This is a genomic window from Streptomyces sp. NPDC026092, from assembly GCF_040638605.1.
GTDB lineage: Bacteria > Actinomycetota > Actinomycetes > Streptomycetales > Streptomycetaceae > Streptomyces.
In genome coordinates, this window is sequence record NZ_JBEZYN010000012.1 from 175,605 (window position 1) to 199,222 (window position 23,618).

At 70.3% G+C, this 23,618-nt stretch carries 24 protein-coding genes and 1 other RNA gene; 4 read left to right on the plus strand and 21 right to left on the minus strand.

The annotated features are described in order from the left end of the window. Window positions 1-11: 11 nt before the first annotated feature. The 6 genes from AB0F56_RS21270 to AB0F56_RS21295 all read right to left on the minus strand — a co-directional run bounded on the left by AB0F56_RS21270 (window position 12) and on the right by AB0F56_RS21295 (window position 5,114). Window positions 12-851: a carbohydrate ABC transporter permease gene (locus tag AB0F56_RS21270; RefSeq protein ID WP_362011858.1), complete on the minus strand. Its 840-nt coding sequence runs from the start codon at window positions 849-851 to the stop codon at window positions 12-14. Continuing rightward, window positions 848-1,816, minus strand: coding sequence for a sugar ABC transporter permease (locus tag AB0F56_RS21275; RefSeq protein ID WP_362011861.1), 969 nt, complete (start codon window positions 1,814-1,816; stop codon window positions 848-850). The genes AB0F56_RS21270 and AB0F56_RS21275 overlap by 4 nt, the downstream gene beginning before the upstream one ends. A 5-nt stretch (window positions 1,817-1,821) precedes the next feature. Beyond that, window positions 1,822-3,117, minus strand: a complete 1,296-nt coding sequence (locus AB0F56_RS21280; RefSeq protein ID WP_362011863.1) for an extracellular solute-binding protein — start codon at window positions 3,115-3,117, stop codon at window positions 1,822-1,824. Between the two features lie 282 nt (window positions 3,118-3,399). Continuing rightward, window positions 3,400-3,690 carry a DUF3039 domain-containing protein gene (locus tag AB0F56_RS21285; protein ID WP_318106551.1) on the minus strand — a complete coding sequence of 97 codons (291 nt, stop codon included), beginning with the start codon at window positions 3,688-3,690 and terminating at the stop codon, window positions 3,400-3,402. Between the two features lie 15 nt (window positions 3,691-3,705). After that, window positions 3,706-4,443, minus strand: coding sequence for a transposase (locus AB0F56_RS21290; protein WP_362011866.1), 738 nt, complete (start codon window positions 4,441-4,443; stop codon window positions 3,706-3,708). A 110-nt stretch (window positions 4,444-4,553) separates the two neighbouring features. Beyond that, window positions 4,554-5,114: a YqgE/AlgH family protein gene (locus AB0F56_RS21295; protein WP_362011868.1), complete on the minus strand. Its 561-nt coding sequence runs from the start codon at window positions 5,112-5,114 to the stop codon at window positions 4,554-4,556. A gap of 264 nt (window positions 5,115-5,378) precedes the next feature. Here AB0F56_RS21295 and murA point away from each other — a divergent pair, with 264 nt between their 5' ends. Further along, window positions 5,379-6,719, plus strand: a complete 1,341-nt coding sequence (gene murA / locus AB0F56_RS21300; RefSeq protein ID WP_362011870.1) for a UDP-N-acetylglucosamine 1-carboxyvinyltransferase — start codon at window positions 5,379-5,381, stop codon at window positions 6,717-6,719. Window positions 6,720-6,811: 92 nt separating this feature from the next. Here murA and AB0F56_RS21305 read toward each other — a convergent pair whose 3' ends face one another. From AB0F56_RS21305 to AB0F56_RS21335, 7 genes are all read right to left on the minus strand, one after another. Then, window positions 6,812-7,093 (minus strand): HU family DNA-binding protein, encoded by a 282-nt coding sequence (locus tag AB0F56_RS21305; RefSeq protein WP_003968811.1) that lies wholly within the window; start codon window positions 7,091-7,093, stop codon window positions 6,812-6,814. Between the two features lie 397 nt (window positions 7,094-7,490). Beyond that, entirely contained in the window at window positions 7,491-8,927 is a 1,437-nt protein-coding gene (locus AB0F56_RS21310; protein ID WP_362011873.1) for an NAD-dependent malic enzyme, read from the minus strand. A gap of 366 nt (window positions 8,928-9,293) precedes the next feature. Then, entirely contained in the window at window positions 9,294-11,633 is a 2,340-nt protein-coding gene (locus tag AB0F56_RS21315) for a UvrD-helicase domain-containing protein (RefSeq protein WP_362012003.1), read from the minus strand. 87 nt (window positions 11,634-11,720) lie between these two features. Then, window positions 11,721-12,602, minus strand: a complete 882-nt coding sequence (locus tag AB0F56_RS21320) for a zf-HC2 domain-containing protein (RefSeq protein ID WP_362011876.1) — start codon at window positions 12,600-12,602, stop codon at window positions 11,721-11,723. After that, a complete protein-coding gene (locus AB0F56_RS21325; RefSeq protein WP_362011878.1) occupies window positions 12,599-13,186 on the minus strand; it encodes a sigma-70 family RNA polymerase sigma factor in 588 nt (195 codons plus the stop codon). The genes AB0F56_RS21320 and AB0F56_RS21325 overlap by 4 nt, the downstream gene beginning before the upstream one ends. A gap of 105 nt (window positions 13,187-13,291) precedes the next feature. After that, the gene (locus AB0F56_RS21330) at window positions 13,292-13,858 is read right to left on the minus strand and encodes an ABATE domain-containing protein (RefSeq protein ID WP_362011880.1); all 567 of its coding nucleotides are present in this window, start codon (window positions 13,856-13,858) and stop codon (window positions 13,292-13,294) included. A gap of 68 nt (window positions 13,859-13,926) precedes the next feature. Further along, window positions 13,927-14,460, minus strand: a complete 534-nt coding sequence (locus AB0F56_RS21335) for a GNAT family N-acetyltransferase (RefSeq protein ID WP_362011882.1) — start codon at window positions 14,458-14,460, stop codon at window positions 13,927-13,929. Between the two features lie 51 nt (window positions 14,461-14,511). On the opposite strand from AB0F56_RS21335, the gene AB0F56_RS21340 reads away from it, so the two are divergent. Together AB0F56_RS21340 and AB0F56_RS21345 are read left to right on the plus strand one after the other, a co-directional pair. Further along, a complete protein-coding gene (locus AB0F56_RS21340; protein ID WP_362012010.1) occupies window positions 14,512-14,730 on the plus strand; it encodes a type II toxin-antitoxin system VapB family antitoxin in 219 nt (72 codons plus the stop codon). Window position 14,731: 1 nt separating this feature from the next. Continuing rightward, the gene (locus AB0F56_RS21345) at window positions 14,732-15,148 is read left to right on the plus strand and encodes a PIN domain-containing protein (protein WP_362011884.1); all 417 of its coding nucleotides are present in this window, start codon (window positions 14,732-14,734) and stop codon (window positions 15,146-15,148) included. A 12-nt stretch (window positions 15,149-15,160) separates the two neighbouring features. On the opposite strand, the gene AB0F56_RS21350 is transcribed toward AB0F56_RS21345, so the two are convergent. From AB0F56_RS21350 to ftsE, 7 genes are all read right to left on the minus strand, one after another. Next, a complete protein-coding gene (locus AB0F56_RS21350; RefSeq protein WP_362011887.1) occupies window positions 15,161-16,300 on the minus strand; it encodes a uroporphyrinogen-III synthase in 1,140 nt (379 codons plus the stop codon). Window positions 16,301-16,377: 77 nt separating this feature from the next. Continuing rightward, window positions 16,378-17,751: a nitrate/nitrite transporter gene (locus AB0F56_RS21355; RefSeq protein ID WP_362011889.1), complete on the minus strand. Its 1,374-nt coding sequence runs from the start codon at window positions 17,749-17,751 to the stop codon at window positions 16,378-16,380. A gap of 213 nt (window positions 17,752-17,964) precedes the next feature. Further along, window positions 17,965-18,334, minus strand: a transfer-messenger RNA (tmRNA) gene (ssrA, locus tag AB0F56_RS21360). 101 nt (window positions 18,335-18,435) lie between these two features. Continuing rightward, window positions 18,436-18,978 carry an SsrA-binding protein SmpB gene (gene smpB / locus AB0F56_RS21365; protein ID WP_362011892.1) on the minus strand — a complete coding sequence of 181 codons (543 nt, stop codon included), beginning with the start codon at window positions 18,976-18,978 and terminating at the stop codon, window positions 18,436-18,438. A gap of 18 nt (window positions 18,979-18,996) precedes the next feature. Further along, entirely contained in the window at window positions 18,997-20,190 is a 1,194-nt protein-coding gene (locus AB0F56_RS21370) for a S41 family peptidase (RefSeq protein ID WP_362011894.1), read from the minus strand. A gap of 78 nt (window positions 20,191-20,268) precedes the next feature. Continuing rightward, a complete protein-coding gene (gene ftsX / locus AB0F56_RS21375) occupies window positions 20,269-21,186 on the minus strand; it encodes a permease-like cell division protein FtsX (RefSeq protein WP_362011897.1) in 918 nt (305 codons plus the stop codon). Window positions 21,187-21,207: 21 nt separating this feature from the next. Next, window positions 21,208-21,897, minus strand: a complete 690-nt coding sequence (gene ftsE / locus AB0F56_RS21380; protein ID WP_215071052.1) for a cell division ATP-binding protein FtsE — start codon at window positions 21,895-21,897, stop codon at window positions 21,208-21,210. 259 nt (window positions 21,898-22,156) lie between these two features. On the opposite strand from ftsE, the gene AB0F56_RS21385 reads away from it, so the two are divergent. Then, window positions 22,157-22,342: a hypothetical protein gene (locus AB0F56_RS21385; protein WP_362011899.1), complete on the plus strand. Its 186-nt coding sequence runs from the start codon at window positions 22,157-22,159 to the stop codon at window positions 22,340-22,342. 116 nt (window positions 22,343-22,458) lie between these two features. On the opposite strand, the gene AB0F56_RS21390 is transcribed toward AB0F56_RS21385, so the two are convergent. Next, window positions 22,459-23,523, minus strand: coding sequence for a hypothetical protein (locus tag AB0F56_RS21390; protein ID WP_362011901.1), 1,065 nt, complete (start codon window positions 23,521-23,523; stop codon window positions 22,459-22,461). Window positions 23,524-23,618: the final 95 nt, after the last annotated feature.

Genomic DNA, 23,618 nt, shown 5'->3' on the forward strand with positions numbered 1-23,618 from the left:
GGTCATGTACGTCAGTCCTTCACCGCCCCGCCCAGTCCGGAGACCAGGCGGCGCTGTACGAGTACGAAGAAGACGAGCACCGGGATCGTCATCACGGTCGATCCCGCCATGATGCCTCCCCAGTCGTTCTCGTCCGGCTTGAAGAAGACGAGCAGCGCCATCGGGAGGGTCGACTGCGAGGTGTCGCTGATGAGGAACGACTTCGCGAACAGGAAGTCGTTCCAGGTCGAGATGAACGAGAAGACGCTCGTCGCCACAAGGCCCGGGAAGACGAGCGGGAAGAGGATCTGCCAGAGGAAGCGGGTGCGGCTCGCGCCGTCGATCGCGGCCTGTTCCTCCAGCGCCTCCGGCACCGCCTTGACGAAGCCGCGGAGCATCCAGATCGCGAACGGGAGCGAGAAGGCGATGTGCGGCAGGATCAGCGAACCCAGGGTGTTGAGCTGCCCGAAGTCCCGCATCAGGAAGAACAGCGGGATGGTCAGCGCCTCGATCGGCACCATCTGGGCGACGAGGAACATGATCAGCAGCGTGGTCCGGAAGCGGAACCGGAACCGGGTGACCGCGGTCGCCGCGAGGAAGGCGATGAGCGCGGAGGCGAGGACCACCGCGCAGGCGACGGTCAGCGAGTTGAGGAAGTACCGGCCGAAGTCCTGCTGTTCGAAGACGCGCCGGAAGGAGTCGAGGGACGGGGAGAGGGTCCAGGGCCGCGGCTGGGCCGACTGGATCTCGCCGGCCGGCTTGAAGGCCGAGAGGACCATCCAGTACAGCGGGAAGGCGACCACGACCGCGACGAGGAGGGCGGTGGCCTCGGCGGCGAGGCGGCCGGGCCGCCTGATGCGAAGAGTGCTCACAGTTCTTCTCCCTGACGGCGCAGCAGTCGCAGGTACACCAGCGTCACCGCGAGCAGGATCAGCAGCATGACGACGCCGATCGCCGAGCCGAGGCTGTACTGGGAGGACGCGAAGGCCTTCTGGTACGCGTACACGTTGAGGACGAGGTTCTGGCCGGCGATGCCGCCGCCGTTCGTCATGACGTAGATCTGGGTGAAGACCTTGAAGTCCCAGATGATCGACTGGATCGTGACGACGACCAGGATCGGTCGGAGCATCGGCGCCGTCACCGAGCGCCAGATCCGCCACTGCGAGGCGCCGTCGAGCGCCGCGGCCTCCAGGACCTCGCCCGGGATGGCCTTGATGCCCGCGTAGACGGTGACCATCACGAACGGGAACGAGCACCAGACGACCTCGAAGAGGACCAGGGCGAAGGCGCTGTGGCGCCCGTACGTCCAGGAGAAGTCGCCGAGCCCGAGCAGCCGGTTGACCGGGCCGAAGTCGGGGTCGAAGAGGAAGACCCAGACGGTGGAGCCGGTGACGGCGGGGGTGGCCCAGGCGCCGAGCGCGGCGAGCATGAGCGCGAGGCGTGGCAGGGCCCGTACGCGGGTCAGGAGCACCGCGAGCGCGCAGCCCACCGCGAGGGTGGTGACGACGCAGGCCGCGGCGAACAGGACCGTGGCGAGGAGGACCTGCCAGAACTGCGGGTCGCCGAAGAGGGTGGCGTAGTTGCCGAAGCCCTGGAAGGAGGTGGGCTCGCCGCCGCTGACCTGGGCCTGGGTGTACTCCAGGAAGGAGATGAGCCCGAGCTGGTAGATCGGGTAGAGCAGGAGGCCGCCGAGGACGACGAGGGCGGGGAGCAGATAGAGCCAGGGCGTCCAGCCGGACCCGCCGCGGGGGTGACGGGGGCGGCGGGGCGGGCGGACGGCGGCCGCCGCGCCCGTGCCCTCCCCCGCCCCCGCGGTCTTCGTGGTGGTCAGGGTCATGGCGGTCAGCCCGCGGCCGCGAACGCCGCGTCCATCTTCTTCGCGGCGTCGTCGGAGGCCGCCTTCACGTCCTTACGGCCGCTGACGATCTCCTGGAACATCGTCGGCAGCACCAGCGAGGCGTCGATCTGGCCCCAGCCGGGCGAGGCGGGGACGAACTTCGTACCGGCGCCGAGGGTGTCGATGAAGGGCTTCACGAAGGGCTGCTTCTCGGCGGCCTTGGTCCGGACGTCGGTGTAGGTCGGCAGGAAGCCCATCGCGCCGAAGAGCTTGCCCTGCGTCTCCTTGCCGGCGAGGGACTTCATCAGGTCGACGGCGAGGGTCCGGTGCGAAGTGCTCTTCATCAGGCCGATGTTGTTGCCGCCGGCGAAGGCCGGGGCGATCGAGCCGGGGGTCAGGCCGGGCAGCGGGACGACGGCGTACTTGCCCTTGACGGCGCCGGCCTCGACGGCGGCGTGGCTGAAGTCGCCGCCGATGGCCATGGCGGCCTTGCCGGAGGCGAAGGCGGTGACGGTGGCGTTGCCGCCCATCTGGGCGCACTTGGCGGCGGGGCAGTTGTCGTCGCCGAAGAGGGAGGTGTACGCGGTGATGCCGGTGCGGGCGGCCTCGCTGTTGATGGCGGAGGTGTACGACGCGCCGTTCGGCGTGGCGAGTTCGCCGCCGTTGGCCCAGATGAACGGCATGGCGCCGTAGGTGTAGGCGCCGCCGACGGCTATGCCGTAGAGCTCGGGCTCGGCCTTGTGGACCTTCTTCGCGGTCGCGATCAGCTCGGCCTGGGTCTTGGGGGCGGAGAGGCCGAGGTCCTTGAAGACGTCGGTGCGGTAGTAGAGCGCGCGGACGCCGACGAAGAGGGGCGCGCCGTAGACCTTGCCGTCGACGGTGACGGAGGCCTTGGCGGTGGCGTCGGTGTCCTTGGCCTGGTCCCAGGCGCCGAACTCGGCGCTGATGTCGGCGAGTCCGCCGTCCTTCACGTAGCCGGCGGTGTCGGTGTTGCCGTACTCGATGAGGTCGGGCGCGGACTTCGGGTCGTTGAAGGCGGCCTTGACGCGCTGGGCGCGGGTCTCGACGGGGATGTACTCGACCTCCACCTTCGCGCCCTTGTTGCGCTGCTCGAAGGCGGCGACCGCCTCGTCGACGACCTTCTTCTTGGGCGCGTTGTCGACCTCCTGGAAGAGCCAGACGCGCAGGGTGCCGCTCTTCTCGTCGGTCGCGGCCTTGCCGTCGGAGGTCTGCGGGGCGCAGCCGGTGACGGCGAGTCCGGCGAGGACGAGGGCGGTGATGGGGAAGGCAGGAAGCTTCATGGCGGGTCCCCTCCGAGGGTGTTGCAACATGCGCAATGGGCGTTTCGTGCTGCACAACACGCGTGAGGTTAGGGGCGGACCAACTCCCGGACAAGTGGTCTCAACCACTCTGTGACCGGCCGACGCACCCCGTGCAACGCCCCACCGCCGCACCCCCACTTGCCCCCGGACACGCGAACGGCCCCCGGCGCCCGCACCGAAGTGCGCGCACCGGGGGCCGCCCCGACGACAGGACCCGCCCTGGACCGTCCCTCGCGGGACCGTCTCCCAGGGCCGTCCGACCTACTTCTTGTCCTTGCCGCCCTTGTCCTTGTCGCCACCACCGGCGCCCATGGATTCGTAGATCTCCTTGCACATGGGACAGACCGGGTACTTCTTGGGGTCACGCCCCGGAACCCAGACCTTCCCGCACAGCGCCACCACGGGAGTGCCGTCGAGGGCGCTCGCCATGATCTTGTCCTTCTGGACGTAGTGGGCGTAGCGCTCGTGGTCGCCGTCACCGTGGGACACCTGCGGCGTCGGCTCGACGAGGGTTCCCGTTCCTGCCCCGCGCTCGGGCTCGAGAGTGCTCATGGGAACCAAGGGTAATCAACCGCCCGCCGTGGAGGCGACAGGGCTTGCATAACGGACATCGAACTGTTCGACACTCCGCCCGCGTCCAGCCACCCTCGGATTCGAGGAGGCAGGGGCCGCTGATGGGGCCCCGCTTCGCCACAGATCCAGACCTCGGGCCCGGATGTTGCGGGAGCCGTTCCGATCCGCGTGATCAACGAATCCGCAGGATCGGCAGACGAACCGGGCCTGAGAGACCCTGTTCGCCCTGTCGATGTGGCCACACTCGGCACAGGTGCGGGAGGTGTACGCCGGATCCACGTACACCACCGGCACCCCGGCACGGCGCGCCTTGTACGCGATGAACCCCCCGAGCCGAGCGAAGGCCCAGGAGTGGAACGTGGCCCGTTGGGGCCTGCGAAGCCGTACCCGCTCGCGGATGCCCGTGAGGTCCTCCAGGGCGATCCCACGACCGGTGCGTTCAGCCTCGGCCACGATCCTCTTCGCGATCTTGCGGTTGACGTCCTTCGATCGCCGCGCTTCCTTGCGCCGGCGACGGCGGGCGCGACGCTTGGCAGACTTCGCGCCCAGCCCCCACCGATCCTTCACCTGCGCGTAGACATGCTTGCGCAGCGAGAAGTTCTTGAACTCCCCCGCCTCGAAAGCGATCTTCCCGACCCAGGACGCAGCTTCATTGCAGGCATGCAGAGTCGCCGCGAGCGCCAGCCGCTGCTCGGGCGTCGGGTCCAGTTCGACCTGCACTGTCACCTTCATCGGCGATCACGCCAGCCATCGACTCGCACACCTGGACCGGATTCGTTCAAGCACCCCACATCCAGCGACTTCCCGCTCGCACGTTCGCATCGCGACGGAAGGTCATCGGGTCAGTTGAGCGAAGGGTCGTCCGGGTACGTCGCCACGATCGCGAGGTCGCTGCGCTGGCGGCGCAGGACGTCGCGCCAGAGGGATTCCGGGCGTGGGGAGGAGACGTCGCCGGGTTCGGACTCGACCACATACCAGGCGCCGTCGCCCAGCTCCGTCTCCAGCTGGCCCGGGCCCCAGCCCGCGTAGCCGGCGAAGATCCGCAGGGAGCCGAGGGCCGGGCCGAGGAGTTCGGGCGGGGTCTCCAGGTCGACCAGGCCGATCGCGCCGAAGACCCGGCGCCAGCCCAGCGGGCCCTCGTCGCCGGGGATCACCGCCACGCCGAGCGCCGCGTCCAGGGAGACGGGCCCGCCCTGGAAGACCACGCCCGGCTCGCCCGCGAGATCGGCCCAGGGGGCGAGGATGTCGCCGACCGTTATGGGCGTCGGTCTGTTGAGGACCACGCCGAGGGAGCCCTCGTCGTCGTGGTCGAGGAGGAGCACCACCGCACGGTCGAAGTTGGGGTCGGCCAGGGCGGGGGTGGCGACGAGCAGCCGTCCTGTGAGCGAGGACACCTCGGTCATGCGACACATGATCCCGCATCTTCCGGGTTCGCGGGGGCCGAAGGGCCGACTGTGGACAGACCGGCGAGCCTCGCAGTTCAGAGGGTCGCCGACGGCCTCGTACGAACACAAACGGACGGTGACGCTCCGCAAGATCGCATGAGCGGAACGTGTTGTGCCGTATTCATTACATCTGTGAGGCCCCCTTGGGCTTCCAAGACGGGGGTACGCGAGCCTTACCCTTTTCCCTGGCCCCTTGCCCGACCTCTCCGGAACGCGAGATTCATGACCGGCACAGACGATGTACTGCTTGTCCACGGCGGAACCCCGCTGGAGGGCGAGATCCGCGTCCGCGGCGCGAAGAACCTCGTGCCCAAGGCGATGGTCGCCGCCCTGCTCGGCAGCGGCCCGAGCCGGCTGCGCAATGTGCCCGACATCCGTGACGTCCGCGTGGTCCGCGGACTCCTCCAGCTGCACGGGGTGACGGTCCGCCCCGGCGAGGAGCCGGGCGAGCTGGTCCTCGACCCGACGCACGTCGAGTCCGCCAACGTGGCTGACATCGATGCCCACGCCGGTTCGTCGCGGATCCCGATCCTCTTCTGCGGCCCGCTGCTGCACCGCCTCGGCCACGCCTTCATCCCTGGCCTGGGCGGCTGCGACATCGGCGGCCGGCCGATCGACTTCCACTTCGACGTGCTGCGCCAGTTCGGCGCGACGATCGAGAAGCGGGCCGACGGTCAGTACCTGGAGGCCCCGCAGCGGCTGCGCGGCACCAAGATCCGGCTGCCGTACCCCTCGGTCGGCTCGACCGAGCAGGTGCTGCTGACCGCCGTCCTGGCGGAGGGCGTCACCGAGCTCTCCAACGCGGCCGTGGAGCCCGAGATCGAGGACCTGATCTGCGTCCTGCAGAAGATGGGCGCGATCATCTCCATGGACACCGACCGGACCATCCGGATCACCGGTGTCGACAAGCTCGACGGCTACAACCACCGCGCGCTCCCGGACCGCCTGGAGGCGGCGTCCTGGGCGTCGGCGGCGCTGGCGACCGAGGGCAACATCTACGTCCGCGGCGCGCAGCAGCGGTCGATGATGACCTTCCTCAACACGTACCGGAAGGTGGGTGGCGCCTTCGAGATCGACGACGAGGGCATCCGCTTCTGGCACCCGGGCGGCTCTCTCAACGCGATCGCCCTGGAGACGGACGTGCACCCCGGTTTCCAGACCGACTGGCAGCAGCCGCTGGTGGTGGCCCTGACGCAGGCCGCCGGCCTCTCCATCGTCCACGAGACGGTGTACGAGTCCCGGCTCGGCTTCACCTCGGCGCTGAACCAGATGGGCGCGCACATCCAGCTGTACCGCGAGTGCCTGGGCGGCTCGGACTGCCGCTTCGGCCAGCGCAACTTCCTGCACTCGGCGGTCGTGTCGGGCCCGACGAAGCTCCAGGGCGCCGACCTGGTCATCCCGGACCTCCGCGGCGGCTTCTCGTACCTGATCGCGGCCCTCGCGGCCCAGGGCACGTCCCGGGTCCACGGCATCGACCTGATCAACCGCGGCTACGAGAACTTCATGGAGAAGCTCGTCGAGCTGGGCGCGAAGGTCGAGCTTCCGGGCAGCGCGCTCGTGTAGCGCGCGTACGACGGCGAACAGAAGGGCGGCCACCCCCTGGAGGGGTGGCCGCCCTTCTGTCGCTTCAGGCCCGCTTCCAGGCCCTTGGCGCCTTACTTGCCCTTGGCGGCTTCCTTGAGCTTCGAGCCCGCGGAGACCTTCACGCTGTAGCCGGCCGGGATGTTGATCGGGTCGCCGGTCTGCGGGTTACGAGCGGTGCGAGCGGCACGGTGGGTGCGCTCGAAGGTCAGGAAGCCGGGGATGGTGACCTTCTCGTCGCCCTTGGCGACGATCTCGCCGACGGTCTCGGCGAGAGCGGCCAGCACGGCGTCGGCGTCCTTGCGGGTCACCTCGGCGCGGTCGGCCAGGGCGGCCACCAGCTCACTGCGGTTCATGTTGTTACTCCCGTGTTCTTCTTGCCTGTGAGGCGTGAGATCGATGCCGATGCTGCCAGGGCCCTCGGACAGTCCCCGGACCCGGGTCTGCTGACAGACCCTCGCGCCCGAATAGGCATCCTGCCCCCACCAGCGGCGGGAACGCCAATCCGGCACCCTCTGGGGTCACACGAAAAGCGCCACGGCCACTGGCATGGTGACGTTCCGTCGACTCCGCCGAAACTCTTTGGAGCCGAAGGGCCACCCTAAAGGCGGGTTTGGGACACCGCGACCCGCGACGCGCCGTAGGCGGGTGGGCAGCCCGGCGCACGGCAGGGCGGACAGCCGGGCGGACGTGGAGCCGGTCACGCCCCCACGCCGCCCCACAAGCCCCGGTCAGGGCCCCGCCAGAGCCCCCTCAGAGCCCGTTCGTCCCGTTGCCGGCGCCCGCGCCCGCCGCCTTCGCCGCGGTGCGGACGGCGCCCGCGACCGCGCCCGCGACCTTGTCGTTGAAGACCGAGGGGATGATGTAGTTCGGGTTCAGCTCGCCCTCGGTGACGACGTCGGCGAGCGCCGCGGCGGCCGCCAGCATCATCTCCGTGTTGACCGTGCGGGACTGGGCGTCGAGGAGACCGCGGAAGACACCCGGGAAGACCAGCACGTTGTTGATCTGGTTGGGGAAGTCCGAGCGGCCGGTGGCCACGACGGCCGCCGTCTGACGGGCGATCGCCGGGTCCACCTCCGGGTCCGGATTCGCGAGCGCGAACACGATCGCGTCGTCCGCCATGGCGGCCACGTCGTCCGCGCCGAGCACGTTCGGGGCCGAGACGCCGATGAAGACGTCCGCGCCGACGACCGCCTCCTTGAGGGTGCCGGTGACGCCCTCGGGGTTGGTGTTGTCGGCGATCCAGCGCAGCGGGGTGCCCGGGGCGGCCTCGACCAGGTCCTCGCGGCCCGCGTGCACGACGCCGTGGATGTCGGCGACGACGGCGTGCTTGACGCCCGCCGCGATGAGCAGCTTCAGGATGGCCGTACCGGCCGCGCCCGCACCGGACATGACGACCCGTACGTCACCGATGCCCTTGCCCACCACGCGCAGGGCGTTGGTGAGGGCGGCGAGGACGACGATCGCCGTGCCGTGCTGGTCGTCGTGGAAGACCGGGATGTCGAGGGCCTCGCGCAGCCGCGCCTCGATCTCGAAGCAGCGGGGCGCGGAGATGTCCTCGAGGTTGATGCCCGCGAAGCCGGGGGCGATCGCCTTGACGATCTCGACGATGGCGTCGGTGTCCTGCGTGTCCAGGCAGATCGGCCAGGCGTCGATGCCGGCGAAGCGCTTGAAGAGGGCCGCCTTGCCCTCCATCACGGGCAGCGCGGCCATCGGGCCGATGTTGCCGAGGCCGAGGACGGCGGAGCCGTCCGTCACGACTGCGACGGAGTTGCGCTTGATGGTGAGGCGGCGGGCGTCCTCGGGGTTCTCGGCGATCGCCATGCACACGCGGGCCACGCCCGGGGTGTAGATCATGGAGAGGTCGTCACGGTTGCGGATGGGGTGCTTGGACGCCATCTCGATCTTGCCGCCGAGGTGCATCAGGAACGTACGGTCGGAGACCTTGCCGAGGGTGACGCCCTCGATGGTGCGCAGCTGCGCCACGATCTCGTCCGCGTGCGCGGTGGAGGTCGCGGCGATGGTGACATCGATCCGGAGCTTCTCGTGGCCGGAGGCGGTCACGTCGAGGCCGGTGACGGAACCGCCGTGGGACTCCACCGCCGTGGTGAGCTGGGAGACCGCGGTTCCGCTGGCGGGAACCTCCAGCCGGACCGTCATCGAGTACGAGACGCTGGGCGCCGTTGCCATGGCCGAGTTCCTCTGCTTTCCCTGAGCTTCGTTGCTACGCCGCCCGGGCTGGTCGCCCGGCGGCGCCCTCCGATCGTCGCACCTACCCGCCGGTAGCAGGTAATGCGGTCATTTCGTTTTCGGAAAGTAGTTTCCACCATACGAGAAGCTGCGGGAAAACAGAAGAGGTCCGCGATCACCCGTGGGTGACGCGGACCTCTTCTGTATGTACGTACAAGATGGCACCGACCCGCCATGCTCGCCTCGCGGCAAGTGGTCCCTCTAAGGGACGAAGGTTGGGCCCGGGGGCTTGGATCGAGCCGGTGCCATAGACAGGCTAACAAACCACTCTGGTAAGTGATTCCTGCGACGCAGGTTGACCTGAAATCAGTCCCTGAGCAGGTCCGGGACCCCCGCCTCGTCCGGCACGTCACGGGCGCCCGAGACCACCGTCAGCTGCTGGGTGGCGCGGGTCAGCGCCACGTACAGGACCCGCAGGCCGGCCGGGGACTCGTCCGCGATCTCCGCGGGCGAGACCACCACCGTGGCGTCGTACTCCAGGCCCTTCGCCTCCAGCGAGCCCAGCGCCACCACCCGGTCGCCGAGCTCGGCCAGCCAGCCCGCGGCCTGCTCGCGGCGGTTCATGGCGACCACGACGCCGACCGTGCCGTCCACCCGTTCGAGCAGCCGGCGGGCCTCCGCCCGTACGGTTTCGGCCAGATCGTCCTTGCTCGGCAGCGCCACGAACCGGGGCTCCACGCCCGTCGAGCGGACCGCGCGCGGCGACTCCTTGCCGGGCATGGCGAGGGCGAGCACCTTGGCGGCCAGTTCGGCGATCTCGGCGGGGTTGCGGTAGTTCACGGTCAGCTCGAAGCGGCGGCGCGGGCGGCTGCCGAGCGCCTCGTCGCGGGCCTCCGCGGCCTCGTCCGGGCTCGACCAGGAGGACTGCGCCGGGTCGCCGACGACCGTCCAGGTCGCGGTGCGCCCGCGCCGGCCGACCATCCGCCACTGCATGGGCGTCAGGTCCTGGGCCTCGTCGACGATGACGTGCGCGTACTCGGTGCGCTCCGCGGCGAGCCGCTCGGCCCGTTCGCGCTGCGTCTCCTCCCGTACGGGCATGAGCTCCTCCAGGCCCGTCAGCTGGTCCAGCGGGTCGTACTCCCGCTTCCTGCGCGGCCGCGCCGGGGAGCCGAGGAGGGTGTGCAGCTCGTCCAGGAGCGCCACGTCGTGCACGGAGAGGCCCTCGCGGCGCAGCGAGCGGGCGAGCCGGCGGATCTCGCCCTGGTTGAGGACGCGCCGGGCCCAGCGGCCGAGGCGCTTCTCGTCGCCCATCGCGTCGAGGACCTGGCGCGGGGTCAGCTCGGGCCACCAGGCGTCGAGGAAGCCGAGGAAGGCGTCCTCGGTGGAGATGTCCTCGTCGAAGGAGGAGCGCAGCTCGGCGGCGAGCTCGGGGTCGCTGTGCCGCCCGGCCGCGCCGGACTTGGCGTACAGGGCATCGAGGAGCAGCTTGCGGGCGCGCGGGCGCAGCAGGTTGACGGGCGCGGAGCCGCCGAGCACGTTGTGCCGGATCCGCTGGAGCTCGTCGGCCTCCAGCTCCAGACGGCGCCCGAAGGCGACGACCCGGAGGCGGGTGGGCGTGCCGGTGGGCGCGGGCGCCTCCTCGTCGTCCAGGGCGAGCTGGGCCTGCGGCGCGGGGGCCGGGCTCTCCAGGGCCCCGCGGGCGGCCTTGCGGAGCACGGCGAGCATGCGGGAGGAGCCCTTGACGCGGGCGACGGCCGGTTCGTCGTACGTGGTGGCCTCCGCGCCGTCCACGAGCGAGCCGAGCGCGCGGATGGCGACCTGCCCCTCCTCGCCGAGCGAGGGCAGCACGCCCTCGGTGTACGAGACGAGCAGCGGTGTCGGGGAGACGATCAGGATGCCGCCCGCGTACCGGCGCCGGTCCTGGTAGAGCAGGTAGGCCGCCCGGTGCAGGGCGACCGCCGTCTTGCCGGTGCCCGGGCCGCCCTCGACGTACGTGACGGAGGCGGCGGGCGCGCGGATGACCAGGTCCTGCTCGGCCTGGATGGAGGAGACGATGTCGCGCATGGTGTGGCTGCGGGCCTGGCCGAGCGCGGCCATCAGGGCGCCGTCGCCGATCACCGGCAGCGCGTTCCCGTCGAGGGTCGCCGTCAGCTCCGGGCGCATGAGGTCGTCCTCGACGCCGAGGACCTTGCGGCCCTTGGAGCGGATGACCCGGCGCCGCACCACGCGGCCCGGGTCGACCGGCGTGGAGCGGTAGAAGGGCGCGGCGGCCGGGGCCCGCCAGTCGATGACGAGCGGGGCGTAGTCGGAGTCCAGGACGCCGATCCGGCCGATGTGGAGGGTCTCGCCGATCTCGGCCGTGTTGTCGGGCCGTACGGCGTCCTCGGCGGGCTCCACGGAGGTGTACGCGCCGTCGGGGCCCTTCTTGCCGTCCTTGCCGTACAGCAGGTCGATCCGGCCGAAGAGGAAGTCCTCGAACTCGTTGTTGAGCCGGTTGAGGTGCACACCGGCCCGGAACACCTGGGCGTCCCGCTCCGCGAGCGCGCCGGGGGTGCCGACCTGGCCGCGTTTGGCGGCGTCGTTCATCAGGAACTCCGCCTCGTGGATCTTCTCCTCGAGGCGGCGGTAGACCTTGTCCAGATGTTCCTGCTCGACACCGATCTCACGGTCCCGGACCGTGTCGGTGGCGTCCATGGCGGCGTCCATGGCCTCCACGGCTTCCTGCGCGGCCACTGAGGCCCCCTTCTGACGTGCTGGGCAGCCGTCGAGCGTACGCCACAGGGGGGCAAAATGTCAGGCCTCGACCTCCACGAGGCGTTCGCCGTCGAAGGTCCGGACTTCGAAGTGGTCGATGTCGGCACGGTCCATGGCCGCGCCGCCGTGCACGTAGAGCGGGTTCTTGGCGGACTCCTGGGTGGCGCCGGGTATGCCGTACCCCCACTTCGGCACGCCCCAGGAGGTCACGACCTCCTCCTCGCCGCTCTTGGAGACGGCGACGAGCCGGCACTTCAGGGGGCCCTTGACGTTCTTGAGCTCCAGGACCGTGTGGGTGCCCCAGCCCTTCTTCTCCAGGCCGACGGTCGCGCTGACCTTGGTCTTCGGGTCGGTGGCCTGGATCTTCTCCTCCATGTGGTGGAAGAAGGCGTCCTCGGCGGGGCTGGTGGGGTGCGGTTCGATCGCCACGTGGTCCGTACCGCCGTCGGAGGTGGCGACGACGGCGACGGCGGGACCGCCGACGACCAGGATCGCGGCGGCCGCGACGAGGTAGAAGGAGCGGCGGCGCGAGCGGGCGCGCTTGGCACCGACCTCGTCGATGAGCCGGTCGAGCAGCTCGGGCGCGGGAGCGACGGCGATCGGGGCCGACTTCGCGTGACCGCGCCGCGGGCGGGGCAGGGGCGGTCCGGGCACCGCGGTCGGCGGCCGGGGCGCGAAGGCGTCGAAGACGTCCTCGGCGTACGGGTCGGACGCCCCCGGCGGGCGGGGCGCGCGCCGGGCGGCCTCGTCGTCCGCCAGCATGGCGAGCATCGGCTCCATTCCGGCGAACTCCTCCATGTGCGCGGCGCACACATCGCAGTCCACCAGGTGCGCCTCGAAGGCGGCGGCGTCGACGTCGTCCAGGATGCCCAGCACGTACGCGCCCGCTGCGTCGTGCGGCGGTGTCATGTCGTTGCTCATGCCGATACCCCCCTCTCCTCCAGCGCGAGCTTCATCGAACGCAGTGCGTAGAAAACCCGGGAACGCACGGTCCCTGCGGGTATGCCGAGAGTCTCGGCCGCCTCGTTGACCGTACGCCCCTTGAAGTAGGTCTCGACCAGTACTTCCCGGTGGGCGGGGGTCAGATCCTCGAGCGCGTCAGAGAGCGTCATCAGCCACAGAGCCTTGTCGATCTCGTCCTCCGCGGGCAGGACCTCGAGCGGTGACGGATCGACCTCCTGCGGCCGGGCCTGCCGGCTGCGGTGACCGTCGATGACGATGCGCCGGGCAACCGTCACCAGCCAAGGTCGAACGGAGCCGGTCGCCCGGTTGAGCGCGCCGGCGTTCTTCCAGGCACGGATGAGCGTCTCCTGCACGACGTCCTCGGCACGCTGGCGGTCGCCGGCGACGAGACGGAGTACGTAGGCGAGCAGGGGACCGGCATGTTCGCGGTAAAGAGCACGCATCAACTCCTCGTCGGGGACGTCGGGGCTGACCCGCGACGTCTCGCTGCGATGCCGGGCCCGATGCGGACGTTCATCGGCCACGGCCGCATCCTTGCGCACCTGAACCTCCCCGGTCGAGTCCCTCTTGTCGTGCAGGGGTACGGAGCCGGGTGCGGGTTCGACTCAACGGCGCGCGAAGTTTTTTCGGGAGGTCGCGCGGGGCGCTCAGGCGGGTGCGTCGGCGGGTGCGTCGGCCCGCCGGGCTGCCCGATGCCGGGCAACGCGCTCGCGGTTGCCGCAGGCCTCGCTGGAGCACCAGCGGCGGCGGCGCCCGCGCGAGGTGTCGAGGTAGCAGCGGCGACAGTCGTCGCGCTCGCAACGGCGCAGCAGGGCGCGGGCGGTCGGGTCGGTGAGCAGGTCGACGGCGTCCCTGGCGACGGCGGCGAGCAGGGCCCGGCAGTCGGGTTCGGCGTCCAAGGCCCGTACGAGCCCGCCGGTTTCGGTGCGTACGGCACGGGGCGCGGGCGGCGCGGAGGCGGCGGCGAGCACGTTGAGCCGCTCCAGGGCCCGGTCGGCGGCGCGCCGGCCGTCGAGCTGGGCGTGCGCCAGCTCGCCGACGCAGTCGCGCAGTTCGCGGAAGCGCACGACCCAGACGACGTCGATCCCGCGGAGCGGGGTGGCGGCGGGGACGAGTCCGGCGGTCCGCAGGAAGTGGTCGAGCGCCCGGGGATCACGGAGCGGTTGGGCGGCCAGGTCCAGGCTGATCCGGCCGGAGTCGAACCGTACGGTCATGCCCCTGTCACCACCTCACGATCGGAAGCAGTCGTCCCGACCAGAGTGCCCAGCCGGGGCGGGTCCGGCTAGCCCTGTGGCGGGGACTCGTCGTGGAGGATCCGTTGGAAGAGGTGGTGATCGCGCCACTCCCCGTCGATGTGCAGATAGCGGGGCGCCGTCCCGATCCGCTCGAACCCGCTCTTGGCGAGGACGCGTTGGGAGGCGTGATTGGCGAGGACCGTGCCGGCCTCGATCCGGTGCAGGCCGAGCTCCTCCCGGGCCGCCCGGCAGACCTCCTCGACGAGCCGGGTGGCGAGGCCCTGCCCGGTGCACCGGGCGTCGACCCAGTAACCGAGGGAGGCGCTGCGAAAGGGCCCGAGGGCGATCCCGGAGAGCGTGGCGGAGGCGACGATCTCGTCCCCGTCCACCGCGAACCACCGCCGCCCACCGTCCCCGAGCCGCGCCGCCTGCCCCTCGGCGGTGTAGTACGCCTCGCTCCGGTACGGCTCCCAGGGCCGCATGTGCGCGCGGTTGCGCGACAGCGCGGCCGCGAGGGCGGGGGCGTCGGCGGCGGTGGCGGGGCGTATCCGGATCACCTCCGTACCGTAACTCTCATACATGAAGTGGGTTACGTTTATATGGAGCCCATGCCAGCCACTCTGGAGGCCAGGATGACCGCGACGCAGATCGACATAGACGATGAGGCCCTCGCCGAGGCCATGCGACTCTCCGGCGCGCGAACGAAGAAGGAGACAGTCAATCTCGCACTGCGCGAGTACAACGAGCGGCGTCGTCGCACCGAGGCCCGCCTCCGCTTCTTCGAGGAGGCCCAGGAGTGGGACGACGAGAGCTTCTGGCGTCAGCACGCGGCCGAGAAGGGTGAATCCTGAGATGTTGCGCTATCTCGTGGACTCCACCGCCGTGTGGCGTCTCCAGCGCGACAAGTCTCTGAACGAGGCATGGGCGCACGAGATCGACGAGGGCAACATCGGATCGTGCCATCCGCAGCGCATCGAGTTCCGAAGATCGGCGCGCAACCTGGACGAGTACGACAGGATGACTGACAGCCTCGGAGCCCTTTACCCCGATACCCCCGTTCCCAAGCACGCCTGGCGCTGGATCGAGACGGCCCAGTACCGCCTCGCACAGCGGGGGCGGCATCAGAGCCTCTCGGTCGTCGACTGGCTCATCTGCGCCACCGCAGCGAGCCACGGACTGATCGTGCTCCACGACGACAAGGACTTCGGCGCCGCGGCGAGTCTCCTCTCGGACCTGGCGGAGCACAACGTCCACCAAGTGCCCCGCTGAGGGGCCCAGGCCCTAACCGTCCCCGTACTTCGTCTCCGCCACCGGGTCCACCGCCAGCCGGTAGCCGCGCTTGACGACCGTCTGGATCAGCTTCGGGGTGCCGAGGGCCGTGCGGAGCCGGGCCATCGCCGTCTCCACCGCGTGCTCGTCCCGGCCCGCGCCGGGCAGGGCGCGGAGCAGGTCGGGGCGGGAGACCACCCAGCCGGGGCGCCGGGCCAGGGCCGCGAGCAGGGCCATCCCGGCCGGCGGGACCGGGCGCAGCAGGCCGTCGACGAGGACCGCGTGGCCGCGGATCTCGATCCGGTGCCCGGCCACCGGCAGGCTGCGCGCCCGGGCGGGGAGTTCCTGGCAGAGCACCTGGACCAGCGGGCCGAGCCGGAAGCGCTCGGGCTGGAGGGTGTCGATGCCGTGCGCCTGGAGCGGCAGCGCGGTCACCGGCCCCACGCACACGGCGAGCACGTCGTGCCGCAGCGCCTCGAGGAGTTCGGGCAGTGCGCCCCGGTGCTCCGCCCGGGACAGCAGCGAGGCCGCGGCGGGCGCGCTGGTGAAGGTCACCGCGTCGAGCGCGCCCGTCAGGACCCCGTCCAGGAGCCGGTCGAGGGGGCCGATGTCCTCGGGCGGCATCCACCGGTAGACCGGTACGCCGACGACCTCCGCGCCGCCCGCCGTCAGGGCCTCCACGAACCCCGGCAGCGGCTCCCCGTGCAACTGGAGCGCGATCCGCCGCCCGGCCACCCCCTCGGCGAGCAGCCGGTCGAGGACCTCGGCCATGGACTCGGACGACGGCGACCACGACTCGGTGAGTCCCGCCGCCCGTACCGCGCCCTTGACCTTGGGGCCACGGGCGAGCAGCTCCACGCCCCGTAGGCAGTCGAGGAGTTCCTCGCCGTGGCCCCAGCCGTCGGCGGCCTCGACCCAGCCCCGGAAGCCGATCGCCGTCGTGGCGACGACGACGTCCGGGGCGTGGTCGATGAGTTCCTTGGTCGCGGCGAGCAGTTCCGTGTCGTCCGCGAGCGGCACGATCCGCAGCGCGGGGCCGTGCGTCACGGCCGCGCCCCGGCGGCGCAGCAGCGCGCCGAGTTCGTCCGCGCGCCGTGCCGCGGTGACCCCCACGGTGAACCCCGCGAGGGGTCCCTGCTCTTGCTCGTCCATGAGAGCCGAGCCTGACGGCGATGCGTGACGGATGCGGTTCACCTGGATTTCCTGCCCGTTACGGACCACTGGAGGGCTCACACCTCGGCGTAACCGGGCTGCCGGGCCTTGTCGCTGGCACCGTCGCCCGCCTCGACGCCCTCGGCCGTGTCCGGTACGACCGCCGGCCGGCGAAGGTATACCGCCCAGGTCACGACCATGCAGGCCGCGTAGAAGAGCAGGAAGGCGACGAACGCGGCGGTGCCGGTGCCCGCGGTCTGGAAGGACTGCCGGAAGGCCAGGTTGATCCCGAGCCCGCCGAGCGCGCCCACGGCCCCGATCAGCCCCATGGCGGCCCCGGAGAGCCTGCGGCCGTACGCCTCCGCCGCCTCGCCCGACAGGCCCCGGCGGTGCCCCTGCGCGAGGAAGATCGCGGGGATCATCTTGTACGTGGAGCCGTTGCCGAGGCCGCTGAGGACGAAGAGCCCGATGAAGCCGACGAGGAAGACGGTGAGGGACTCGACCACCGAGGCGTAGACCACGACGCCGGTCGACGCGGCCATCGCGGCGAACGTCCACAGCGTGATGCGGGCGCCGCCGTACCGGTCGGCGAGGGAGCCGCCGACGGGCCGGATCAGCGAGCCGAGGAGCGGGCCGATGAAGGTGAGCGAGGCGGCCTGGAGCGGGGTGCGCCCGAACTGGGTCTGCAGGACGAGCCCGAAGGCGAAGCTGTAGCCGATGAAGGAGCCGAAGGTCCCGATGTAGAGGAAGGCCATGATCCAGGTGTGGCCGGCCCGCACGGCCTCCTTCGCGGCGCCGGTGTCGTTCTTCACCGGGGCGAGGTTGTCCATGAAGAGCGCCGCGCACAGGGCGGCGACGACGATCAGCGGGATGTAGACGCCGAGGACGATCCGCGGGTGCAGCGCGCCGGCGGTGCCGATGACGAGCAGGCCGACGAGCTGGACGACGGGGACGCCGATGTTCCCGCCGCCCGCGTTGAGCCCGAGTGCCCAGCCCTTCTTCCGGAGCGGGAAGAAGGCGTTGATGTTGGTCATCGAGGAGGCGAAGTTGCCGCCGCCGACCCCGGTGAGCGCGGCGACCAGCAGGAAGGTGCCGTACGAGGTGCCCGGCTCCATCACCGCGTAGGCGACGCCCGTCGGCAGCAGGAGCAGCAGCGCGCTGACGATCGTCCAGTTCCGGCCGCCGAAGCGGGCGACGGCGAAGGTGTACGGGACGCGGATCAGCGCCCCGACGAAGGTCGCGGTCGCGATCAGGAAGAACTTGCCCGCCGGGTCGATCCCGTACTGAGGCCCCATGAAGAGGACCATCACGGACCACAGGCTCCAGATGGAGAACCCGATGTGCTCGGAGAGCACGGAGAAGATCAGATTGCGCCGGGCGATCCGTTCTCCCTCTTCACGCCAGAAGGTCTCGTCCTCCGGCTCCCAGCGTTCGATCCACCGGCCGCCCATCACGTACCTCCACGGTGTCGGGTCCCGAGCGTCCAGATGCTCTGGACCTCTTGAGCGCTGACGCTAGGCAAGCCGCGTTTCGGCGCCGGTGGCGCGAAGTGACGGGTACGGAACCTAGCTCTCACCGGACCCGCACAACTGCTGTGAGCACCCGGGGATGACAAAGGCCCGGCGGTCGTCGTGACGACTGCCGGGCCCGTGCCCACATGGGATGAGTGGAGATGGCGGGAATCGAACCCGCGTCCAACGGTGCAGAATCAGGGCTTCTCCGTGTGCAGTCCGCTGCGATTTTCTCGGCCCCGGAGATCACGCGGACAAGTCTCCGACGGGCTCAGTCACTGTTTGATTTCCTTCTAGGCCCCGTGACCGGGCTTAGAAGTTTAGATCCCTTGATGATGCCAGGATCCGGGTCGGGATCACCCCCGGGCTGACACTTCGCAAGTCGCTACTTAGGCAGCGAGGGCGAAGGAATCGCGCTTGGTGTTGGCGATTATTGGTTGCGACATATGGTTTACGAGATCATTGCCGCTTCCTCGACACGCTTCCCCTGCTTCGACATCCGCTGTCGAAACCGATCATCCCCATGTTGATTTTTCAAATGCCTGCACCCGCTGTGAGGTGCGTGACCCATCGTACGTGACGACCGCGCACGGTTGCCAGCGACTTAACGGGGCCCTACGGGTCCTATGCGAGCTGGGCCGCCCGCTGGCGCCGCTTGGCCGCCGCGATCGCCCGGCTCGTCTCGCGGGTGTCCTGCTTCTCCCGCAGCGTCTGCCGCTTGTCGTACTCCTTCTTGCCCTTGGCCAGCGCGATCTCGACCTTGACCCGGCCGTTCAGGAAGTACAGGGCGAGGGGCACGATCGTGTGACCCGTCTCCTGGGACTTCGACTCCAGCTTGTCGATCTCGGCGCGGTGAAGCAGCAGCTTGCGCTTCCGCTTCGCCGAGTGGTTGGTCCAGCTGCCCTGGGAGTACTCCGGTACGTGGATGTTGTGCAGCCACGCCTCGCCGCGGTCGATCTGGACGAAGCCGTCGACCAGCGACGCCCGGCCCATGCGGAGCGACTTCACCTCGGTGCCCATGAGCACCAGACCACACTCGTAGGTGTCGATGATGTGGTAGTCGTGGCGCGCCTTCTTGTTCTGCGCGATGAGCTTGCGCTCAGGAGCCTTGTCCTGGTCCTTCTTCTTGGCAGGCTTGCCCTGCACGTTCACGAGTCCCTTAGCCATAGTGCGGCCATTTTCGCACTACGAGCCCCCTCCGAGGCCACTCAATACTGTTCTGGCCCGCTCCTCGGCCCGCTCGCCCGTGCTGTCGCTGACCACGAGGTCCGGGATGATGCCGAGGCCGTCGACGCCGTGACCCGCCGGAGTGCGGTAGTGGCCGACGGTCAGCTCGGCGACGGAGCCGTCGGGCAGTGTGCTCGGCATCTGCACCGCGCCCTTGCCGAAGGTGCGCGAGCCGACGGTGACGGCCCGGCCGCGGTCCTTGAGGGCGCCGGTGAGCAGCTCGGCGGCGCTCATCGTGCCGCCGTCGACCAGGGCCACGACGGGCCGGGCGGTGTCGCCGCCGCTCTGCGCGTACAGCGCGCGCTGCTCGCCGTCGATGTCGTACGTGGCGACCAGACCGCCGTCGAGGAAGGCGGAGGCGGCCACGGTGGCCTCGGCGACCAGGCCGCCGGCGTTGCCCCGCAGGTCCAGGAGGACCCCGGCGCCGGCCGGGGCGGCCCGTACCGCCGCCCGTACCCGCTCGCCCACGCCCTTGGTGAAGGCGGCGACCTTGATCAGTACGACGCCGTCGTCGAGGCGCCGCACGGTCACGTCGTCGTTGGCGAGCCGGGCCCGGGTCAGGGTCTCGGTCCAGGCGGCGCGGCCGCGCTCGACGCCGAGGGCGACGGTGGAACCGGCCCGGCCGGCGCCGTCGCCGCGCAGCAGGGCGACGACCTCGGAGACGGAGAGGCCGGCCAGGGAGCGCCCGTCGACGGTGACGAGCCGGTCGCCGGCGCGCAGCCCGGCCTTGGCGGCGGGGCCGCCGGCGTGGACGCGGGAGATCTCGATCCGGTCCGCCCCCGCCTTGCGCGCGGAGAGCCCGACGCCGGTGTACGAGCCGTCGAGGGCCTGCGTGAACTCCTCGAACTCGGCCTTGCCGTACACCGCCCCCCAGCGGTCGCCGCTGCGGCTGACGAACTCCTCGGCGGCCTGCTTGCCGGACTTCCCGTCGGCCATCGCCTCGGCTGCGGCGCGGGAGAGGTCGGCCGGGTCGACGGTGTCCCGGTCGCGGGCGGGCGCGGCCTGCGGGGCGCGCTTGAGGGCGATGGGCTCCTGCCGCGGCAGGGCCCCGGTGGCCGCGGCCGTCGCGAGCACTCCGGCGAAGACCAGCGTCAGGGCGGCCCCGCGCAGAACTCCGCGGGGCCGCGGACTGGGGTCGGGGCCGGTAGGCATGGCGCTCACTCTAGGACAAAGCAATGGCGCCGTACGGTGGTTGACCGTACGGCGCCAAGGGTGTCTGAGGGTTCCTTGTCACACCTTCAGGTACTTGCGCAGCGCCACGAAGGCCGCAAGGGCGGGCATCAGCAGGCCGATGGCGATGACGAGCGGCAGCTTGGCCAGGACGGCGTCCCAGCCGATGAAGTTGACGAGCTGCATCTTGTCGGCGAGGGCGATGCCGTGGTCGATGAGGAAGTACCGGCCGACCAGGAGCATGACGCAGGCGACGGCGCCGCCGAGGAGTCCGGCGAAGGCGGCCTCCATGATGAACGGCATCTGGATGTAGAAGCTGGAGGCGCCGACCAGCCGCATGATGCCGGTCTCGCGCCGCCGGCTGAAGGCGGAGACGCGCACCGTGTTGACGATCAGCATCAGCGCGATGACGAGCATCAGCCCCATGATGCCGAGGGCGGCGATGTTCATGCCGTTCATCAGGTCGAAGAGGTTCTGCAGGATGTTGCGCTGGTCCTGCACGGACTCCACGCCGTCCCGGCCGGCGAAGGCGGTGGCGACGACCTTGTACTTCTCCGGGTCGTGCAGCTTGACCCGGAACGACTCCTGCATCTGGTCGGGCGTGATGACCGAGGCGATGGCGGTGTCGCTGTACTGCTCCTTGTAGTGCTTGTAGGCCTCGTCGGTCGTCTCGTGGTGGACGGACTCGACGATGTCCATCTTCTTCAGATCGGCCTGGATCTGCTCCTTCTGCTGCGCGGTCACCGCACCCTTGGCGCACTTGGTGGAGGCGGCCGCGTCGTTCTTGTTGCAGAGGAAGATGGAGACGTTGACCTTGTCGTACCAGTAGTCCTTCATCGTGCTGACCTGCTCGCGCATGAGCAGCGCACCGCCGAAGAGGGCGAGCGAGAGGGCCACGGAGACGATGACGGCGAAGGTCATCGTGAGATTGCGGCGAAGGCCGACGCCGATCTCGGAGAGCACGAACTGAGCGCGCATGGTGATCTATCCCCTACCTGCTCAGTGCTGGTATCCGTAGACGCCGCGCGCCTGGTCGCGGACGAGGCGGCCCTTTTCGAGCTCGATGACGCGCTTGCGCATCTGGTCGACGATGTTCTGGTCGTGGGTCGCCATGACGACGGTGGTCCCTGTCCTGTTGATCCGGTCGAGCAGCTTCATGATGCCGACGGAGGTCTGCGGGTCGAGGTTGCCGGTGGGCTCGTCCGCGATCAGCAGCATGGGGCGGTTCACGAAGGCCCGGGCGATGGCGACGCGCTGCTGCTCACCACCGGAGAGCTCGCCGGGCATCCGGTCCTCCTTGCCGCCGAGGCCGACGAGATCGAGGACCTGGGGCACGGCCTTGCGGATCTCGCCGCGCGGCTTGCCGATGACCTCCTGGGCGAAGGCGACGTTCTCGGCGACGGTCTTGTTGGGCAGCAGCCGGAAGTCCTGGAAGACGGTCCCGAGCTGGCGCCGCATGTGGGGCACCTTCCAGTTGGAGAGCCGGGCGAGGTCCTTGCCGAGGACGTGCACCTGGCCGTGGCTGCAGCGCTCCTCGCGCAGGATCAGCCGGAGAAAAGTCGACTTTCCGGAGCCGGAGGAACCGACGAGGAAGACGAACTCCCCCTTCTCGATCTCCAGGGATACATCCCGGAGCGCGGGGCGGTTCTGCTTCGGATAGGACTTGGAGACGTTGTCGAATCGGATCACGGATGCACCACGGTCGGCCGGGAGTAGGTGTGCGCGACCTTACGCGACCGGGGATGGCCCGCGCAGTCGCGGTCCCGGCTTGCGTGCTTTATCCTTTTCGCCCTCCGGGGCGGAAGCGATGCGATCCGGGTGTAATCCGACGGGGCGCGCCGAAACGCGTCGGAGCTGGCACAGTGGTAGGGGGAACGCTCGGGTGCCACCGGGCGTTGTCCTTGGTGTGAAACCCCGTGTGGACCGCTGTGCGGGAGGAGGAGAGCGCATGACGTATGACCGACTGGTGTGCGCCAACTGCGCGGCCCCCGTCGCGGAGGGTCGCTGCCCCGTCTGCCGCGCGAACCGGGAACGGCTGGACCCGTCGACGGGCCTGACCCCTGCGATGGTGCTGGCCCTCGTGATCGCCCTGCTGGCGACGATGGCCCTGTTGGCGGCGCTGCAGGCGGCGTAGGCCCCGCACGCGAGCCGGAACGTGAGAGAGGGCCGGGGGTGACCCCCCGGCCCTCTCGTACGCTCTACGCGCCTTCGCGCTGACTTACCCGCGCCGACGCGCTACCGCTCGTCGCCTCAGACGGCGGCGCGGCCGCCACCGACCAGACGCGGCAGCATGCGGAAGCCGATGCCACCGGCGATCATGGTCGCGGCACCGATGAGCAGGAACGAGGTCTCGGCGGCGCCGGTCTCAGCCAGCTCCTCCTTGGCCTTGCCCTGCTCGACGGGCTGCGAGCCGGCGTTGTCGGTGTCGGGGTTGTTGCTCACGCACTCGGCCCCGTCGAGGTCGACGGTGCAGGTGCCGGCGCCACCGTTGGTGGAGGTGCTGCCACCGTTGGTGGAGGTGCTGCCACCGTTGTCGGCGCTGCCGTTGCCGCCGTTGCCGTTGCCGCCGTTCTCGGAGGAACCGTTCCCGCCGTTCCCGTTCCCGGCGTTGCCACCGTTCCCGTTCCCGCCGTTGCCGTTACCGGCGTTGCCACCGTTGCCGCCGTTGCCGTTACCGCCGTTACCGGCGCCACCGTCGTTGCCACCATTGCCGGCGCCACCGTCGTTGCCACCGTTACCGGCGCCACCGTCGTTGCCACCGTTACCGGCGCCACCGTCGTTGCCACCGTTACCGGCGCCACCGTCGTTGCCACCGTTGCCGGCACCGCCGTCGTTGCCACCGTTGCCGGCGCCACCGTCGTTGCCACCGTTACCGGCACCGCCGTCGTTGCCACCGTTACCGGCACCGCCGTCGTTACCGCCGTTGCCGGCGCCACCGTCGTTGCCACCGTTGCCGGCGCCACCGTCGTTGCCACCGTTACCGGCGCCACCGTCGTTGCCACCGTTACCGGCACCGCCGTCGTTGCCACCGTTACCGGCACCGCCGTCGTTACCGCCATTGCCGGCACCGCCGTCGTTGCCACCGTTACCGGCGCCACCGTCAACGCCGCCATCGACGCCGCCGTCGACGCCGCCGTCAACGCCACCATCAAGGCCCTCGACGCCGGCCTTGACCTCGACCGTGCCGTCGTTGACCTCGGCCCCGAAGGACACACCAACGGCGGAAGCGGCACCCGCCGCGGTGAGCGACGCGCCGGCCGCGATCACCGCGCCGGCCGCTATACGCGCTACACGGATCCGCGTCTTCTTGGTCATCTGGCTGCTACCCCCAGTAGCTCATCTCGTCATTGGAGCAGCGCTCGGGGCCTCGGGCACCGGGAGCGGCGTGTCACTCAACCGGCCCCCGTTTC

Bases quoted from the DNA above. Each gene is read 5' to 3' on its own strand.
- AB0F56_RS21350 (WP_362011887.1), bottom strand. From the start codon at position 16,300: ATGGACGAGCAAGAGCAGGGACCCCTCGCGGGGTTCACCGTGGGGGTC.
- AB0F56_RS21330 (WP_362011880.1), bottom strand. From the start codon at position 13,858: ATGACCGTACGGTTCGACTCCGGCCGGATCAGCCTGGACCTGGCCGCC.
- AB0F56_RS21385 (WP_362011899.1), top strand. From the start codon at position 22,157: ATGACGTATGACCGACTGGTGTGCGCCAACTGCGCGGCCCCCGTCGCG.
- AB0F56_RS21315 (WP_362012003.1), bottom strand. From the start codon at position 11,633: ATGGACGCCGCCATGGACGCCACCGACACGGTCCGGGACCGTGAGATC.
- AB0F56_RS21355 (WP_362011889.1), bottom strand. From the start codon at position 17,751: ATGGGCGGCCGGTGGATCGAACGCTGGGAGCCGGAGGACGAGACCTTC.
- smpB (WP_362011892.1), bottom strand. From the start codon at position 18,978: ATGGCTAAGGGACTCGTGAACGTGCAGGGCAAGCCTGCCAAGAAGAAG.
- AB0F56_RS21280 (WP_362011863.1), bottom strand. From the start codon at position 3,117: ATGAAGCTTCCTGCCTTCCCCATCACCGCCCTCGTCCTCGCCGGACTC.
- AB0F56_RS21275 (WP_362011861.1), bottom strand. From the start codon at position 1,816: ATGACCCTGACCACCACGAAGACCGCGGGGGCGGGGGAGGGCACGGGC.
- AB0F56_RS21340 (WP_362012010.1), top strand. From the start codon at position 14,512: ATGACCGCGACGCAGATCGACATAGACGATGAGGCCCTCGCCGAGGCC.
- AB0F56_RS21335 (WP_362011882.1), bottom strand. From the start codon at position 14,460: ATGTATGAGAGTTACGGTACGGAGGTGATCCGGATACGCCCCGCCACC.
- AB0F56_RS21310 (WP_362011873.1), bottom strand. From the start codon at position 8,927: ATGGCAACGGCGCCCAGCGTCTCGTACTCGATGACGGTCCGGCTGGAG.
- AB0F56_RS21320 (WP_362011876.1), bottom strand. From the start codon at position 12,602: ATGAGCAACGACATGACACCGCCGCACGACGCAGCGGGCGCGTACGTG.
- AB0F56_RS21370 (WP_362011894.1), bottom strand. From the start codon at position 20,190: ATGCCTACCGGCCCCGACCCCAGTCCGCGGCCCCGCGGAGTTCTGCGC.
- AB0F56_RS21305 (WP_003968811.1), bottom strand. From the start codon at position 7,093: ATGAACCGCAGTGAGCTGGTGGCCGCCCTGGCCGACCGCGCCGAGGTG.
- AB0F56_RS21390 (WP_362011901.1), bottom strand. From the start codon at position 23,523: ATGACCAAGAAGACGCGGATCCGTGTAGCGCGTATAGCGGCCGGCGCG.
- AB0F56_RS21295 (WP_362011868.1), bottom strand. From the start codon at position 5,114: ATGACCGAGGTGTCCTCGCTCACAGGACGGCTGCTCGTCGCCACCCCC.
- AB0F56_RS21290 (WP_362011866.1), bottom strand. From the start codon at position 4,443: ATGAAGGTGACAGTGCAGGTCGAACTGGACCCGACGCCCGAGCAGCGG.
- AB0F56_RS21345 (WP_362011884.1), top strand. From the start codon at position 14,732: ATGTTGCGCTATCTCGTGGACTCCACCGCCGTGTGGCGTCTCCAGCGC.
- ftsX (WP_362011897.1), bottom strand. From the start codon at position 21,186: ATGCGCGCTCAGTTCGTGCTCTCCGAGATCGGCGTCGGCCTTCGCCGC.
- murA (WP_362011870.1), top strand. From the start codon at position 5,379: ATGACCGGCACAGACGATGTACTGCTTGTCCACGGCGGAACCCCGCTG.
- AB0F56_RS21285 (WP_318106551.1), bottom strand. From the start codon at position 3,690: ATGAGCACTCTCGAGCCCGAGCGCGGGGCAGGAACGGGAACCCTCGTC.